The organism is Agrobacterium sp. CCNWLW155, assembly GCF_036888815.1.
In the GTDB taxonomy this organism is placed as follows: Bacteria; Pseudomonadota; Alphaproteobacteria; order Rhizobiales; family Rhizobiaceae; genus Agrobacterium; species Agrobacterium radiobacter.
In genome coordinates this window covers 1-15,538 of the sequence record NZ_JBAKFW010000002.1, presented here as the reverse complement: position 1 = coordinate 15,538, position 15,538 = coordinate 1, and the positions used below count along the sequence as shown (strand labels likewise).

Genomic DNA, 15,538 nt, shown 5'->3' with positions numbered 1-15,538 from the left:
CGTCATGCCGTGATGCTCCCGTGGGATACGTTGAAGAACTGCGCCCTTTCACCAAGGGCCGAGAACATGGCCGCATCCGTTCCCGTCATGAAGCTCTGGCCGCCAAGCGCGTGGATGAGATCGAACAGCGCCGCCCGCCTGCCCTCATCCAGATGGGCGGCGATCTCGTCCAGCAGCAGGACCGGCGCATGGCCGGTCATATTGGCGGTGAGCTGCGCATGGGCAAGCACCAGCCCCACCAGCAGCGCCTTCTGTTCCCCGGTTGAACAGCGTTCGGCCTCCATGTCCTTTTCCGCATGACGCACGAAGAGATCGACGCGGTGCGGCCCATCCAGCGTACGGCCGGCAGCGGCGTCGCGATACCGGCCATCGCGCAACATAAGCCTGTATTCATCCTCCAGATCGACGGCAGGGCGGTTGAGCCCATCGTCCATGAAACCGGAGAGCGAGAGCGCTGCCGACGGGAAAGCGGCATTGCCCGCCCGCCCTTCGATCAGGCTCTTCAGAAGGCCGAGCATCTCATAACGGGCAACGGCCATGGATATGCCGAGTTCGGCCATCTGCTTTTCGATACCGTCCAGCCAGACCGGATCAAAGCGGCCTTCCGAAAGCAGGCGGTTGCGGCCGCGCATGGCCTTTTCAAAATCGCTTGCCCGCCGTCCATGAGCTGGATCGAGCGACAGCACCAGCCGGTCGAGGAAACGCCGGCGATCCGATGATGAGCCGGTAAAGAGGCCATCCATGGCGGGCGTCAGCCACAGCACCCGCAGATGGTCGGTCAATTCGTCGACGGATTTGACGGGCGTGCCATTTAGTCTCAGGCGACGCGACACCACCTCTCCGTCACCTTCGATCCCGGTGCCGATGGCGACTTCGCCATCCATGCCTTCGACATCGGCAAAAATCGAGAAACCGGCAGCCTCCGCCCCCACCCGTGTTACGTCGGATAAAGTGGCCCGGCGCAGGCCTCTTCCGGGTGAGAGAAAGGAGACAGCCTCAAGCAGATTGGTCTTGCCGGAACCATTGTCGCCCGTCAGCACCACATGGCGGTCATCGAGCGTGAGCGCAGCCGCCGCATAATTGCGGAAGTCCGTGAGTTTCAGCCGTAAAAGCGACACCTTGTTCGTCATCTTTACGGCCTAAAACGAACATGTCCGGATAGCAAGGTGGGGAATGCCTCTCCACATCGAAGACCACCGCAGCAGCGCAATTCATTCTCCAGTAGCAACTTTTTTGACGGCCGGTTATTTATCAGCCGTTCCTTGTCATCGGTAGCCCATTCATGCGCCTGATTTTTTCGCTCCTTCTCACCCTCAGCGTTCTTTCATCCTGCGCGGGCAGACCGGGGGCGGATGTGCTGCAGGCTGTGGACACCAGGGCCAAAGGCACCAAAATCGTAACCGCCTATGTGGCGAGTACACGCGAGAGAAACAAGGACGCAAAAAAGGGCTTCGGGACGGAACGGGCGGCCGAGCCGAATTATGCGCGCTTCGATATTTCCATTCCTCCTACCCATAAAAGCGGAAAAATCGAGTGGTCCAGCGGCAAGCCGGACCCGAAGAAGGACTTCGTTGTTACCAAGGCCGATATGTTGACGAAGACGGCCTTCAACGCCGATCTCGGCGATATTGCCCGCTCTGGCAAGCAGATCGCACTTTTTGTGCATGGCTATAATTACAGCTATCAGGAAGCCCTTTTCCGCGCGGCGCAAATGGCTGCCGATGCCAATATGAATGGCGTGCCATTAGTCTTTGCCTGGCCTTCGCAGGCCAATGTCACCGGCTACGTCGCCGACAAGGAATCGGCGACCTATTCGCGTGATGCGCTGGCCGCCCTATTGACCGACCTCACCCGGCAGACACCACGAAAAAGCGTCGTCGTATTCGGTCACAGCATGGGCGGCTGGCTGGTGATGGAAGCGTTGCGGCAATTGCGCTTCGAAGGCAGGAACGATGTCATCGCCAAGCTGCAGGTGGTGCTGGCTGCGCCCGATATCGACGCCGATGTCTTCCGCAAGCAGATCGAGGTCGTCGGCCGGCTCAATCCGCCACTCACCGTGCTGGTGTCCAAGGACGACCGGGCCTTAAAAGCATCCTCCATACTGGGTGCCGATGTCACCCGCATCGGTGCGCTTGACGTCACCGATCCGCAGGTTCAGGAAGCGGCCCTGAAAGAGGGCGTGCAATTCGTCGATATCTCCAATCTGGAGGCGTCGGACCCACTCAATCACGACCGTTATGCCGCGCTGGCCTCCATGGTTCCGCAACTGGAGGCAAGCAGGCGCGGCGGTGATATCAATAGTGCAGGAGCCTTCGTATTCGATGCGATCGGCGCAACGGTCTCCAGCCCCTTCCGCCTTGCGAGCCAGGTGGTGAACCCGCAATAGGCTTTGCGGGTTCCTGCTGACATCAGGGTTTCAGAAATCCCAGTCTTCATCTTCAGTCGCGACCGCCTTGCCGATGACATAGGACGAGCCGGAACCGGAGAAAAAGTCGTGGTTCTCGTCGGCATTGGGTGAGAGTGCCGACAGGATCGCTGGATTGACCCGGCAGGCCTCGGCGGGAAACAGCGCCTCGTAACCCAGATTCATAAGGGCCTTGTTGGCGTTGTAGTGCAGGAACTGCTTGACATCCTCGGTCAGGCCAACGCCGTCATAGAGGTCTTCGGTATATTTCGCCTCGTTATCGTAAAGTTCGAGCAGGAGATCGAAGGCGAAGTCCTTGATCTCCTGTCTCTCCTTTTCGCCGAGGCGCTCCACCGCCCGCTGGAACTTGTAGCCGATATAATAGCCATGCACGGCCTCGTCGCGGATGATGAGGCGGATCAAATCCGCCGTATTGGTAAGCTTGGCGCGGCTTGACCAGAACATCGGCAGGTAGAAGCCGGAATAGAACAGAAAGCTTTCCAGGAAAACGCTGGCGATCTTCTTTTTCAGCGGATCGCCGCTGTCATATTCGCGCATGATCAGCGCGGATTTGCGTTGCAGGAACTCGTTTTCCTCAGACCAGCGATAGGCATCGTCGACATCAGGCGTGGAGCATAGCGTCGAGAAGATCGAGGAATAGGAGCGGGCGTGCACGGCCTCCATGAAGGAAATGTTGGAGAGCACGGCCTCCTCATGCGGCGTGGCCGAATCCGCCATCAGCCGCACGGCGCCGACGCCGTTCTGGATGGTGTCGAGCAATGTCAGCCCGGTGAAGACACGGATGGTCAGTTTCTGTTCTTCCGGCTTCAGCGTTCCCCAGGAGGGAATGTCGTTGGAGAGCGGCACTTTTTCCGGAAGCCAGAAATTCGAGGTCAGGCGGTTCCAGACTTCGAGATCCTTGTCGTCCTCGATGCGGTTCCAGTTGACCGCGCGAATGCGGGACGCGGGTTTTACGGCGATGTTCATTGTCTTGTCCCTCAATTCAGAGCGTGCAGGAAACGCAGCCCTGAACCTGCGTGCCTTCCAGCGCCATCTGGCGCAAACGGATGTAGTAGATCGTCTTGATGCCCTTCTTCCAGGCGTAGATCTGCGCCCGGTTGATATCGCGCGTCGTTGCCGTATCGCGGAAGAACAGCGTCAGAGACAGGCCCTGATCGACATGCTGGGTGGCCGCCGCATAGGTGTCGATGATCTTCTCAGGACCGATCTCATAGGCATCCTGATAATATTCGAGATTGTCGTTCGAGAGATAGGAAGCCGGGTAATAAACGCGGCCGATCTTGCCTTCCTTGCGGATTTCGATCTTCGAGACGATTGGATGAATGGAAGACGTCGAGTGGTTGATATAGGAGATCGAACCTGTCGGCGGCACAGCTTGTAGGTTCTGGTTATAAAGACCTGATGCCATGACGTCCTGCCTCAGCGCCTTCCAGTCCTCCTGCGTCGGAATGGCAATGCCGGCCTTTTCGAACAGTTCCTTCACCTTTTCGGTCGCGGGCAACCATTCCCGGTCGGTATATTTGTCGAAATAGTCGCCCGAGGCATATTTCGAATTTTCAAAGCCCTTGAAGCTCTGGCCTCTTTCCACCGCCAGCCGGTTGCTAGCGCGGATGGCATGATAGGTCACGGTGTAGAAATAGATATTGGTGAAATCGACGCCCTCTTCGGAACCGTAGAAGATGCGTTCGCGCGCCAGATAGCCGTGCAGGTTCATCTGGCCGAGCCCGATGGCGTGGCTCGCATCATTGCCCTTTTCCACCGAGGGGACGGAGGAAATGTGGCTCATATCAGACACTGCTGTCAGCGCCCGGATGGAGGTCTCGATGGTCTTGCCGAAATCGTCCGAATCCATTGCAGCGGCAATGTTGAGCGAACCGAGATTGCAGGAAATATCCTTGCCCATATGGCTGTAGGACAGATCGGCATTGAATTCGCTCGCTTCGCTGACCTGCAGGATTTCCGAGCAGAGATTGCTCATGCTGATGCGGCCGGCGATCTGATTGGCGCGGTTCACCGTGTCCTCGAACATGATGTAGGGGTAACCGCTCTCGAACTGGATTTCGGCGATCACCTGAAAGAATTCGCGCGCCTTGATCTTCTTCTTGCGGATGCGGCTGTCGGCGACCATTTCGTGATATTTTTCGCTGACCGAAATCTCGGTCAACGGCACGCCATAGACCCGCTCCACATCATAGGGCGAAAACAGATACATGTCCTCGTTGTTGCGGGCGAGTTCGAAGGTGATGTCGGGGATCACCACGCCGAGCGACAGCGTCTTGATGCGAATTTTTTCGTCGGCGTTTTCGCGCTTGGTATCAAGGAAGCGCATGATGTCAGGGTGATGGGCATGCAGATAGACCGCGCCAGCACCCTGGCGTGCGCCAAGCTGGTTGGCATAGGAAAAAGAATCTTCCAGCAGCTTCATCACGGGAATAACGCCGGAAGACTGGTTTTCGATCTGTTTGATCGGCGCTCCGAATTCGCGAATATTGGTCAAGGACAGCGCCACGCCGCCGCCGCGCTTGGAAAGCTGCAAGGCCGAATTGATGGAGCGGCCGATGCTTTCCATATTGTCTTCCACCCGCAGCAGAAAACACGAGACCAGCTCGCCGCGGCTCTTTTTGCCGGCATTGAGGAATGTCGGGGTTGCCGGCTGGAAGCGGCCTGAAATGATTTCATCGACCAGATTGCGGGCAAGCTGCTCATCACCACGCGCAAGGGCCAGCGCCACCATGCAGACGCGATCCTCATAACGCTCCAGATAACGTTTTCCGTCGAAGGTCTTCAGCGTATAGGAGGTGTAATATTTGAAGGCGCCGAGAAAGGTCGGGAAGCGGAATTTCCGGGCATAGGCCTCGTCATAGAGGTCACGAACAAAATTGAAGGAATACTGGTCCAGCACCTCCTGCTCGTAATATCCCTCCGTCACCAGATAATCGAGCTTTTCCCTGAGGTTATGGAAAAATACCGTGTTCTGGTTGACGTGCTGGAGGAAATATTGCCGGGCGGCCAGCCGATCCTTGTCGAGCTGGATCTTCCCGTTCTCGTCGTAAAGGTTCAGCATCGCGTTCAGCGCGTGATAGTCCAGCCCCGCATCAAGCGGTTTCTGGCTTGCGGCTGCCGGCTGTTTGGCGTCCTTGCGCAGCGCGCTCGAGGTCAGCGTGTCCAAAATCGTTCCAATCCATGTTTGACGTTGGCGACGTCTTCTTCCGTGCCGAGAAGCTCGAAGCGATAGAGAAACGGCACCGCGCATTTGCGCGAGACGATATCTCCGGCGGATGCGAAAGCGGCGCCAAAATTCGTGTTTCCCGCCGCGATGACGCCGCGAATGAGATTTCGGTTGGAGGGCTCGTTCAAAAACCGGATGACCGGCTTAGGCACGGCCCCTTTGGTGCCGCCGCCCCCATAGGTGGGGGTGACCAGCACATAGGGTTCCGACACATGAGGCACGTCGTCCTCAGCGCCGAGCGGCAGGCGAAACAAACGCCGCCCCAGTTTCAGAAGGAAACGATGGGTGTTTTCAGAGCGGCTGGAATAATAGACGATCAGGCCCATCGCCTTACCGCCTCAGCTGATCGAGCCGATCATATCCGGCCGGAAACCCGCCCAATGGCGTTCGCCGGCGACGACCACGGGAACCTGCATGTAACCGAGACCCCGCACGTGATCGAGTGCATCCGCATCTTCGGAGATATCGATGATCTCATAGGGAACACCGATGCGGTCGAGCGCACGATAGGTGGCGGTGCACTGGACGCAGGCGGGTTTGCTGTAAACGGTGACGGTCATGATTTCCTCTCTCGAAGCCGATTTCGGACACGGCTCAACATTGCCGATTACAATCGCAATCGGGTGGCGGTGGATCTGTCATTCAGGTGAGGCGCGTAGCCCAGGCAACTCTTCGCATTTTCGGATGGAAACCGGGCTCCGGTTTTCCCAAAATGTTGCAAGCCGCACAAAATCACTCTCTACGCCGACGAGCGCAGCAACTTAAAGAAATGCACTGGCATGACTTCACCCCGAAGCTTGTTCTGGAGGGGGCAGAAAAGGGCGCACGCAAATCATTTGCGTCAACACCTTCCTCCGGACACCCCGCCCGTGGACGTTTGCGCTCAAGGCAGGTCTCCTGACTTGCGGGTCACAACATCTATTCCGGCCTTCCCGGAGCTTTTGGCTCCAGTGACCCAAATCGGAACGATGCTCGCCGCTTACAGTTGCGGGGGCAGTTTCGGCCTTGTTCCGCCATGATGGCGTTACGCACCGAATTCCCGTCTTAGCTCCCAACCCTTGCGAATCGGAAGAACCTTGAACACCACATATAGTATATGAGGAAATTTTTACGTCAATGAATAGACACACAAAAGCCCCACCCTGTGGATCAAAAAGATTCAACACATGGTCAACAAAGGCTTAACGGCAAACGCGCTTTGCCGGTAAAGAACTGGAAAGCGTTAATCTATTCCCAGATATCGATATGAATATCGGCTGGACGGGCGTTTTCGATCACCCTTTTTCCGTTGGGAAGATCGTTTTCGAAAAGCTTGGCATGGATCTGAGCGGCATCGAGACCATAACCCTGCCATCTGTTCCGCAGCCTCTCTTCCAGCACTGCGACGGACGGGCCCACGAAGATGGTGAGGTCAAAGCTCTCGGAAAGGTTTGTCCAGGGCGCTTCACTCAGCAGCAGATAGTTGCCTTCGGCAAGGATAAGGCGTGTTTCCGGCGCGATCGCCCGGGCGGACGCAATGGCAATCTCCCGGGAGCGGTCGAAAACCGGAACAAGCACCTCCTGCCCGCCCTTGCGGACAGCGGACACGATATCAAGGAAGCCGCGCACATCGAAAGTTTCAGGTGCGCCTTTTCGCGGCAGCAGGCCCCGTTCCTCAAGAATGCCATTGTCCATATGGAAGCCATCCATGGGCAGGACGGCAGCCGTTTCGCCTCGCGCGCACAAGGCCTCGCAAAGAGCATCCGCCAGCGTGGATTTGCCGGCCCCAGGGGGACCGGCAATGGCTATGATGAAACGGGATTGACCCTCTGCCCGCCGAAGAACGTCTTCGACGATCGTCTCAAGCTTCAGCGTCATGCGGCAAGCGTTTCCTTCGGCGCTTCCTTGGCGCCGGTCATGAAGGCGACGGCGTCGGACATGGAATAGTCCTTCGGATTGATGACGCACAGGCGCTTACCGAGCCGGTGGATATGGATGCGATCCGCAACCTCGAAAACATGTGGCATGTTATGCGAGATCAGGACAATCGGCAGACCGCGGGAGCGCACATCCAGAATAAGCTCGAGAACGCGACGGCTTTCCTTGACGCCGAGTGCCGCCGTCGGCTCGTCGAGGATGACGACCTTGGAGCCAAAGGCTGCCGCACGCGCCACCGCCACGCCCTGGCGCTGACCGCCGGAGAGGGTTTCCACCGCCTGATTGATGTTCTGGATCGTCATCAGGCCGAGTTCCGACAGTTTTTCGCGGGCGAATTTTTCCATGGCCGGGCGGTCGAGCGCCCGGAACAGGCTGCCCTGAATGCCGGGCTTGCGGATTTCACGGCCGAGAAACATATTGTCAGCTATGGACAATGCGGGAGACAGCGCAAGGTTCTGATAGACGGTTTCGATGCCCGCCTTGCGCGCCTCGATCGGCGAGCGGAACTGCACCGGCTTGCCTTCCAGCCTGATCTCCCCTTCATCGGGTGTCACCGCACCGGAAATCGCCTTGATGAGAGAGGATTTGCCGGCGCCGTTATCACCGATGACGGCAAGGATTTCGCCCGGATAAAGGTCGAAATCGGCATTGTCGAGGGCGGTCACACGACCGTAGCGTTTGACGAGATTGCGTGCTGTGAGGATAGGTTCTTTTGCCATCAGCCTGCTACCTTTCTGATCCACTGGTCGATTGCGACAGCCAAGATGATAAGGACGCCGATCAACAGATAGGTCCATTGCGGGTCTGTGCCGATAAGCCGGAGACCGAGTGAAAAGACGCCGACGATCAGCGCACCGAAAATCATGCCCATGATGGAGCCGCGTCCGCCGAACAGTGACAGGCCGCCGATAACCACCGCGGTGATGGATTCGATGTTGGCGAACTGGCCGGCGGTCGGCGAAACCGAGCCGATACGGCCAATGAGGGCCCAGCCGGCAAAGGCGCAGATGAGACCGGACAGGGTATAAACGGTGGTCAGCATACGCTTGACATTGACACCGGCGAGTTCCGCAGCATCAGGATCGTCACCCACGGCATAAAGATGGCGGCCCCAGGCGGTGCGGTTCAGCACATACCAGAGCAGGGCGACCAGCAGAACCATGGCGATGACGCCATAGGTGAAGACCGCGTTGCCGAAACGGATATTGGCGCCGAAGAACTGCAGGATCGGCGCCTGCTGGGCAATGTCCTGGGCCCGGATCGTCTCATTCGCGGAATAGAGGAAGTTGGTCGCAAGCACGATCTGCCACATGCCAAGCGTGACGATGAAGGGCGGCAGGCGCATGCGCGAAACCAGCACGCCGTTGATGAAGCCGCAAAATGCGCCGACGGCGAGACCACAGAGAATGGAAAGCTCCGCCGGAAGACCGTAACGGAAGGTAAACTGCCCCATGACGACGGAGGACAGAACCATGATCGCGCCGACCGAAAGGTCGATGCCCGCCGTCAGGATGACAAGCGATTGCGCGGCGCCAACGATGCCGACGATCGCAACCTGCTGCAGGATGAGGGTCAGCGAGAAGGCGGAGAAAAACTTGCCGCCTAGGAGCAGGCCGAAAATAACCAGCGACAGCACCAGAACGATAAGCGGTACGGCCGCCGGGCTGGAATGGAGAAAATGCTGGAATTTTTCCAGCGCACTCTTGTCGTGCGTATCGAAAGCGGCGACCTGCGTCGAACTTCCCGAAAGCACCTTTTCAAATTCATTATGCGGCTGAGCCCGCACCGGCTGATCGCTCATTGGATTTTCCTCCCGATCGCTCTATCGCATCAGCCCTGACACCTGGGTCTATCTCCAAAGAGAATGATGCGTAGATTTCAAAGTGTTGTGAAGCGGCCTGTGTCATCCCCGCAGGGGCGCGCAACGCGCTCGTTTATTCCTTTGTCCGATCCCCCGGATCGTGCCTGATATTCATTCTGGTCCAAGGGCGGGGGCACGAATGCCCCCGCGGGTTTCAAAGGTGAGGCATCAGCCCCAGCACTTGTTGAGACCTTCCTTCGTATCGATCGAGTCGAGGCCCTTGACCGGCTTGTCGGTTACCAGCGTCACGCCGGTATCGACGAAGTTCTTGCCTTCGGTCGGCTTCGGCTTTTCGCCCGTATCGGCAAACTTCTTGACGGCTTCGACGCCGAGCGCCGCCATCAGCAGCGGATATTGCTGCGAGGTCGCGCCGATCACGCCTTCCGCTACGTTCTTGACGCCCGGGCAACCACCGTCGACGGATACGATCAGAACATCCTTTTCGCGGCCGACCGCCTTCAGCGCCTCATAAGCGCCGGCAGCTGCGGGCTCGTTGATGGTGTGGACGACGTTGATGGTGGGGTCCTTCTGCAGCAGATTTTCCATCGCTGCACGGCCGCCTTCTTCGTTACCATTGGTGACATCGTGACCGACGATACGCGGATCGCTCTCGTCGCCGATCTTGTTGATGTCCTTCACGTCGATGCCAAAGCCCTTCATGAAGCCCTGGTTGCGCAGCACATCAACCGTCGGCTGGGAGGGGGTGAGGTTGAGGAAGGCGATTTTCGCATCCTTGGCCTTGTCGCCGAGGCTGCCGGCGGCCCATTTGCCGATCAGTTCGCCGGCGAGAAGATTGTCGGTGGCGAAGGTGGAATCGGCGGCATCAACGGGTTCGAGCGGCGTATCAAGGGCGATGACCAGAAGACCGGCATCACGCGCCTTCTGCACGGCCGGAACGATGCCCTTGGTGTCCGATGCGGTGATCAGGATACCCTTGGCGCCATCGGCAATGCAGGTCTCGATGGCGGCAACCTGGCTTTCGGAATCGCCGTCGATCTTGCCGGCATAGGATTTCAGCGTCACGCCCAGCTCTTTGGCCTTGGCGGTCGCGCCTTCTTTCATCTTGACGAAGAAGGGATTGGTATCGGTTTTGGTGATGAGGCAAACCGAAGTATCGGCCGCAGACGCAACGGACGCGAAAGAAACGCCAAGCGCAAGCGCGCCCAGAAGAGCGGAAACAGTGGTCTTCATGAGATCCTCCCAATGGATATTTGAGCACCGTGACGGTTACCCGACGATCCCGTCTCCTCCGAGAACAATGATCGTTGACCCAGATGGAACCACCAAAGGAAACGGCTGTCAATAAATAAATCCGATTGAATTATTAATTCTCTATGGCATTCTAATAGGCGGCAGGGAGGAATATCGCCGCGTCGTTTAACGTTGCGATAGCAAGATTGCCATAAAGCCTGCTGTATCGGTCGCGACGGATATTGCGGGCGGGAGGATGACATATGAGACAATCTGTCGAGACGACGCCGCCGGCGTCGCCCACCACCATGGATATAAGCAGCGGCGCCAACCAGATCGGGGTGCGCGCCTATAATGAGCGGCTCGTGCTGTCCCTCGTTCGTCGCCACGGCGGACTGTCAAAAGCCGAAATATCAAGACTTTGCGGCCTTTCGGCACAGACCGTCTCCGTCATCATGCGGTCGCTTGAAAAGGACGGGCTTCTCATTCGTGGTGAAAGACTGCGCGGCAAAGTCGGCCAACCTTCGACGCCGATGCGGCTTAATCCTGACGCCGTCTTTTCTTTTGGCGTAAAGATCGGCCGGCGCAGCGTCGATCTCGTGCTGATGGATTTTGTCGGCCGGATCAGGCTCAAGCTGCGCAGAACCTATCCCTATCCCCTGCCGGAATGGATATTGCCATTCGTAATCGACGGCATAACGGAGCTCGAATCGAAGCTTTCGCCGGCCGAGCGAGAGAAAATTGCCGGCGTCGGCATCGCCGCGCCATTCGAATTGTGGAACTGGGCGCAGGAAGTGGGCGCTCCGCAGATTGAAATGGAGCGATGGCGGGGCGTCGATATCCGGTCGGAAATTGCTGAAAGCGTCAGCTATCCCGTTTTTCTGCAAAACGACGCGACCAGTGCCTGTGGCGCTGAACTGGTTTTCGGGACAGGCCAGCATTATCCGGATTTTCTCTACGTCTTCATCGGCTCCTTCATCGGTGGCGGCGTCGTTTTGAATTCGGCGCTGTTTTCCGGAAAGACCGGAACGGCCGGCGCTATCGGCCCCCTGCCGGTGCAGGGGCAGGACGGCAATACCGTCCAGCTTCTGAAAATCGCGTCGATCTTCGTTCTGGAAAATATGTTGCGGGATAGGGGCATCGATCCGCGTCCCCTGTGGTTTTCTCCAGACGAGTGGATCGATTTCGGCGAGCCGCTGGAAAGCTGGATCCGAAAAACTGCCGCGGCTCTGGCGCAGGCCGTCATTGCCGCCGCCTCCATCATCGATTTTTCGAGCGTTATCATCGACGGCGGTTTTCCCGATTGGGTCAGAACAAGGATCGTAGCCGCCACCCGCCTTGCCCTTAAACACCACGATTTGCAGGGTGTCACGCTGCCTGACATCATCGAAGGTGCGGTGGGTAGCCAGGCGCGGGCAATCGGCGGTGCTAGCCTACCGCTGTTTTCGCGCTACCTCATCGATCAGAACGTTCTGTTCAAGGACACGACCGGCTGAGCCTTTGTCGGAGCCCACCGATTTTTGCTTACCCGGCTTTTCATTCGATTTCTGCCGGTCACTCGCCAGCGGCGTGCTGCATGATCGCCGCCAGAAAGGCTGGCCCGTAGCGCTCCAGCTTGGTGTCTCCGACGCCGGGAATCCCAGCCATTTCCTTCGCGGAGACCGGTTTTGCCGTGGCAACTTCTATCAGGGTCTTGTCGTGGAAAATCACATAGGGCGGAACGTTCTGCGCACGGGCAATTTCCATGCGCTTCGCACGCAGTGCCTCAAAAAGACTGCGATCAGCTTCAGGCAAAATCGTCGATACCGTGTTGCGGGGCGTCTGTTGCCGGGCGGAACGCGGAGCAGATGGTATCCTCAGCATCAACGCAGGTTTTTCGCGCAGGAAACGCCGTCCGTCCTCGGAAATGGACAGTCCACCATGCCCGGACAGATCCACTTCAATCATGCGTAACGCAACCAGTTGACGCAGAATGGCGCGCCAGGTGCGATTGTCATGTTCCTTGCCTATACCGTATGTCGTGATGCGATCATGTCCGAAGCGGGAAATCCGTTCATCCTCGACACCCAGCAACACGCGGATGACATAGGCCTGGCCAAAACGTTCACCCGTGCGATAAATGCAGGACAGAAGCTTCTGTGCGGCTATGGCCCCGTCAAACAGGTCGGGCGGCTCGGCGCAGGTATCGCAATTGCCGCAGGGCTCACACCGGTCGCCGAAATAGGACAGCAGAACCTGCCTGCGGCAGCTCGCGGTTTCCGCAAGGCCGAGCAGCGCGTCAAGCTTCTGGCGCTCCATATATTTGCGCTGGTCCGCAGCATCCGACTCTTCGATAAAGCGGTTGCGCAGGGCGATGTCTTCGTAACCGTAGAGCATGAGTACGTCCGATGGCAGACCATCGCGGCCGGCTCGGCCCGTTTCCTGATAATAGGCTTCGATGCTGCCGGGCAGATCAATATGAACGACGAAGCGCACATCGGGCTTGTCTATGCCCATGCCAAAAGCGACGGTCGCGACAATGATGACCGCCTCGCCGTGCTGGAAACGGGTCTGGTTCTCCTCGCGGGCGGCCTTGTCCATCCCAGCGTGATAGGGCAGTGCATCGCGCCCCTCCTCCCGCAGCCATGCGGCCGTTTCGTCCACCTTCCGTTTGGAAAGGCAATAGACGATCCCGCTTTCACTGTCGCGGTCCTTCAAAAAGCGCTTCAGCTGCGCGCGTGGATTATCCTTTTCCATGATCGCATAGCGGATATTGGGCCTATCGAAGCCGGCGATGAAGGCGTCATCCTCTTCGATTCCCAGGTGACCGAGAATTTCGGTGCGCGTAGGCCCATCGGCCGTTGCTGTCAGCGCCATGCGTGGCGTGTCGGGAAAACGCTCGATCAGCGTATCAAGCTGGCGGTAAGGTGGCCGGAAATCATGCCCCCATTGAGACAGGCAATGGGCTTCATCGATAGCGATCAGCGACAGGGCAATGGGCTGGAGGGCGTCCAGGACATCCGGCTTGAGAAGGGTTTCCGGTGCGGCATAAAGAATGTCGACTTTACCGGCCCGCATATCCCGCCAGAGCGCGCGCCGCTCTTCCGGAGAGAGATCGGAATTAAGAGCCTCTGCCCGCACGCCCGCCTGACGCAGGGCAGCGACCTGATCGACCATCAGCGCGATGAGCGGCGAGACGATCAGCCCCATACCGTCGCGTGCAAGCGCTGGAATCTGGTAACAAAGCGACTTCCCACCACCTGTCGGCATCAAAACGAAAGCATTATTGCCCGCCACCACGTGCTGGATGATTTCGGCCTGCCGCCCACGAAACACATCGTAGCCATAGACGGTCTTGAGGATGTGCAAGGGATCAGCGGTCACGGCAGCTTTTATCCGAACTGGAATGATGGCGCATCATCACCGTTTTGGGGTCTATGGCAATCCCGAAGATGGAATTGGTCATGGAATGACCTTGCCCCGTTGAAATAATCCATTTTGAAGTAAGCTCTGGCCCATTGAGAGGACCAGGGAATGAAGCGCAATCGTTTTACAGACGAACAGATCATCGGCATTCTGAAGGAGCACGAGGCTGGCACGCCGGTCTCGGAGCTTTGCCGCAAGCACGGCGTCAGCGATGCCAGCATCTATAAGTGGAAAGCCAAGTTCGGCGGCATGGACGTATCCGAAGCCAAGCGATTGAAGACGCTGGAAGACGAGAACACGAAGCTGAAACGGCTCCTGGCAGATGCGATGCTGGACAATGCGGCTTTGAAAGACCTTTTGGGAAAGAAGTGGTGACGCCCGCAGCAAGGCGAAAAGCTGTCGCGCATCTGATGGATCACCACCAGATGAGCGAACGGCGGGCGTGTAAAGCCATCGGCTTTTGCCGGATGACGATCCGTTACGAAACCAGACGCAGCGATGACTATGATCTTCGCGAGCGGATGAAGGCGCTGGCGCATGAACGTCGCCGCTTTGGATGTCGATGCCTTCATGTGCTGCTCAGGCGTGAGGGTCACCTTGTGAACCACAAGCGGCTCTTCCGGCTCTATCGGGAAGAGAAACTGACGGTGCGCAAGCGCGGCGGTCGGAAACGAGCGATAGGCACACGAGCACCGATGCTGATCCCGCTTGCCGCCAACGATCGCTGGTCATTGGACTTCGTGTCGGATCAGCTCACCGATGGTCGCAGGTTCCGGGTGCTTACGGTGGTCGACGATTGCACCAGGGAGTGCTTGGCTCTCGTCGCCGATACGTCGCTTTCCGGTCTGCGGGTTGCCCGTGAGCTGGACCGGATCATCGAGGGACGAGGCAAGCCGAAGATGATCGTCAGCGACAATGGTAGCGAGTTCACCAGCAACGCGATCTTGCAATGGACGGATCGGACCAAGGTGGAATGGCACTACATCGCACCGGGCAAGCCGATCCAGAACGCCTTCATCGAAAGCTTCAATGGGCGGCTGCGAGACGAGTTCCTGAATGAGACTCTCTTCTCGTCGCTGGCTCATGCTCGATCAGCGCTTTCAAACTGGCGCTACGATTACAACGATCACCGCCCACACTCTGGCCTCGGCTGGCTGACACCCGCCGAGTTCGCTCAGACAATCAACCCGCGACGTGATGCGGTGCTGCGCAGCCGAAATGGCTCCGCACCGCACCCCGCCGCTACCGCCCCGAATACAGCAACCCAAAACCGCTGGAGCGAACTCAAAACTGGATAAAACTTGGGGGCAAGGTCATTGCGGTTTGACAGAATATCGTAATTTCCGAGGTCCAGAAACGCAAAAAGCTCCTCGACGCTTATGCGGAGGAGCTTCGTCGCAAATACCCCGAGTGGGCGAATTTGCAAGTGTCGGTGGTTGCGGGGGCAGGATTTGAACCTGCGGCCTTCAGGTTATGAGCCTGACGAGCTACCGGGCTGCTCCACCCCGCG

13 protein-coding genes, 1 tRNA gene and 1 riboswitch are annotated in these 15,538 nt (G+C 58.0%); of the genes, 3 read left to right on the top strand and 11 right to left on the bottom strand.

Translation table 11 applies throughout. From position 1 onward, the window contains the following. Positions 1-2: 2 nt before the first annotated feature. Positions 3-1,130: a DNA replication/repair protein RecF gene (recF, locus tag V6S97_RS08600; protein ID WP_003507147.1), complete on the bottom strand. Its 1,128-nt coding sequence runs from the start codon at positions 1,128-1,130 to the stop codon at positions 3-5. Positions 1,131-1,282: 152 nt separating this feature from the next. Between recF and V6S97_RS08595 the strand changes: the two genes are divergently transcribed. Beyond that, complete coding sequence (locus V6S97_RS08595) at positions 1,283-2,386, top strand: alpha/beta hydrolase (protein WP_003507145.1); 1,104 nt, start codon at positions 1,283-1,285, stop codon at positions 2,384-2,386. Positions 2,387-2,416: 30 nt separating this feature from the next. Here the strand turns inward: V6S97_RS08595 and nrdF are convergent, their stop codons facing one another. From nrdF to V6S97_RS08555, 8 genes are all read right to left on the bottom strand, one after another. Continuing rightward, on the bottom strand, positions 2,417-3,391 hold the full coding sequence (gene nrdF / locus V6S97_RS08590; protein ID WP_003507143.1) for a class 1b ribonucleoside-diphosphate reductase subunit beta: 975 nt from the start codon (positions 3,389-3,391) through the stop codon (positions 2,417-2,419). A gap of 16 nt (positions 3,392-3,407) precedes the next feature. After that, a complete protein-coding gene (gene nrdE / locus V6S97_RS08585) occupies positions 3,408-5,594 on the bottom strand; it encodes a class 1b ribonucleoside-diphosphate reductase subunit alpha (RefSeq protein WP_080570324.1) in 2,187 nt (728 codons plus the stop codon). After that, the gene (gene nrdI, locus V6S97_RS08580) at positions 5,582-5,980 is read right to left on the bottom strand and encodes a class Ib ribonucleoside-diphosphate reductase assembly flavoprotein NrdI (RefSeq protein ID WP_003507140.1); all 399 of its coding nucleotides are present in this window, start codon (positions 5,978-5,980) and stop codon (positions 5,582-5,584) included. The genes nrdE and nrdI overlap by 13 nt, the downstream gene beginning before the upstream one ends. 12 nt (positions 5,981-5,992) lie before the next feature. Then, a complete protein-coding gene (nrdH, locus tag V6S97_RS08575; RefSeq protein ID WP_003507138.1) occupies positions 5,993-6,214 on the bottom strand; it encodes a glutaredoxin-like protein NrdH in 222 nt (73 codons plus the stop codon). A 310-nt stretch (positions 6,215-6,524) separates the two neighbouring features. Further along, positions 6,525-6,748: riboswitch (cobalamin riboswitch) on the bottom strand. A gap of 133 nt (positions 6,749-6,881) precedes the next feature. Beyond that, positions 6,882-7,511 carry a nucleoside triphosphate hydrolase gene (locus V6S97_RS08570; protein ID WP_003507136.1) on the bottom strand — a complete coding sequence of 210 codons (630 nt, stop codon included), beginning with the start codon at positions 7,509-7,511 and terminating at the stop codon, positions 6,882-6,884. Continuing rightward, a complete protein-coding gene (locus tag V6S97_RS08565; protein WP_003507135.1) occupies positions 7,508-8,290 on the bottom strand; it encodes an ATP-binding cassette domain-containing protein in 783 nt (260 codons plus the stop codon). Before V6S97_RS08565 ends, V6S97_RS08570 begins: the two co-directional genes overlap by 4 nt. After that, entirely contained in the window at positions 8,290-9,372 is a 1,083-nt protein-coding gene (locus V6S97_RS08560) for an ABC transporter permease (protein WP_003507134.1), read from the bottom strand. The genes V6S97_RS08565 and V6S97_RS08560 overlap by 1 nt, the downstream gene beginning before the upstream one ends. A gap of 228 nt (positions 9,373-9,600) precedes the next feature. Next, positions 9,601-10,623 carry a sugar ABC transporter substrate-binding protein gene (locus tag V6S97_RS08555; protein ID WP_003507133.1) on the bottom strand — a complete coding sequence of 341 codons (1,023 nt, stop codon included), beginning with the start codon at positions 10,621-10,623 and terminating at the stop codon, positions 9,601-9,603. A 263-nt stretch (positions 10,624-10,886) separates the two neighbouring features. On the opposite strand from V6S97_RS08555, the gene V6S97_RS08550 reads away from it, so the two are divergent. Continuing rightward, on the top strand, positions 10,887-12,119 hold the full coding sequence (locus V6S97_RS08550; RefSeq protein WP_003507132.1) for an ROK family transcriptional regulator: 1,233 nt from the start codon (positions 10,887-10,889) through the stop codon (positions 12,117-12,119). A gap of 58 nt (positions 12,120-12,177) precedes the next feature. Here the strand turns inward: V6S97_RS08550 and recQ are convergent, their stop codons facing one another. After that, positions 12,178-13,986: a DNA helicase RecQ gene (gene recQ / locus V6S97_RS08545; RefSeq protein ID WP_334426581.1), complete on the bottom strand. Its 1,809-nt coding sequence runs from the start codon at positions 13,984-13,986 to the stop codon at positions 12,178-12,180. A gap of 150 nt (positions 13,987-14,136) precedes the next feature. Here recQ and V6S97_RS08540 point away from each other — a divergent pair. After that, a protein-coding gene (locus tag V6S97_RS08540) for an IS3 family transposase (protein WP_085942683.1) occupies positions 14,137-15,326 on the top strand; the annotation gives its coding sequence in 2 pieces (ribosomal slippage) (positions 14,137-14,386 and positions 14,386-15,326; 1,191 coding nt in all). A gap of 135 nt (positions 15,327-15,461) precedes the next feature. Here the strand turns inward: V6S97_RS08540 and V6S97_RS08535 are convergent. Continuing rightward, positions 15,462-15,538: transfer RNA gene (locus V6S97_RS08535), tRNA-Met, on the bottom strand.

Excerpts from the sequence above, each read along its gene's own strand:
- recF (WP_003507147.1), bottom strand. The coding sequence starts at position 1,130 with ATGACGAACAAGGTGTCGCTTTTACGGCTGAAACTCACGGACTTCCGC.
- V6S97_RS08595 (WP_003507145.1), top strand. The coding sequence starts at position 1,283 with ATGCGCCTGATTTTTTCGCTCCTTCTCACCCTCAGCGTTCTTTCATCC.
- nrdF (WP_003507143.1), bottom strand. The coding sequence starts at position 3,391 with ATGAACATCGCCGTAAAACCCGCGTCCCGCATTCGCGCGGTCAACTGG.
- nrdI (WP_003507140.1), bottom strand. The coding sequence starts at position 5,980 with ATGGGCCTGATCGTCTATTATTCCAGCCGCTCTGAAAACACCCATCGT.
- nrdH (WP_003507138.1), bottom strand. The coding sequence starts at position 6,214 with ATGACCGTCACCGTTTACAGCAAACCCGCCTGCGTCCAGTGCACCGCC.
- V6S97_RS08570 (WP_003507136.1), bottom strand. The coding sequence starts at position 7,511 with ATGACGCTGAAGCTTGAGACGATCGTCGAAGACGTTCTTCGGCGGGCA.
- V6S97_RS08565 (WP_003507135.1), bottom strand. The coding sequence starts at position 8,290 with ATGGCAAAAGAACCTATCCTCACAGCACGCAATCTCGTCAAACGCTAC.
- V6S97_RS08560 (WP_003507134.1), bottom strand. The coding sequence starts at position 9,372 with ATGAGCGATCAGCCGGTGCGGGCTCAGCCGCATAATGAATTTGAAAAG.
- V6S97_RS08555 (WP_003507133.1), bottom strand. The coding sequence starts at position 10,623 with ATGAAGACCACTGTTTCCGCTCTTCTGGGCGCGCTTGCGCTTGGCGTT.
- V6S97_RS08550 (WP_003507132.1), top strand. The coding sequence starts at position 10,887 with ATGAGACAATCTGTCGAGACGACGCCGCCGGCGTCGCCCACCACCATG.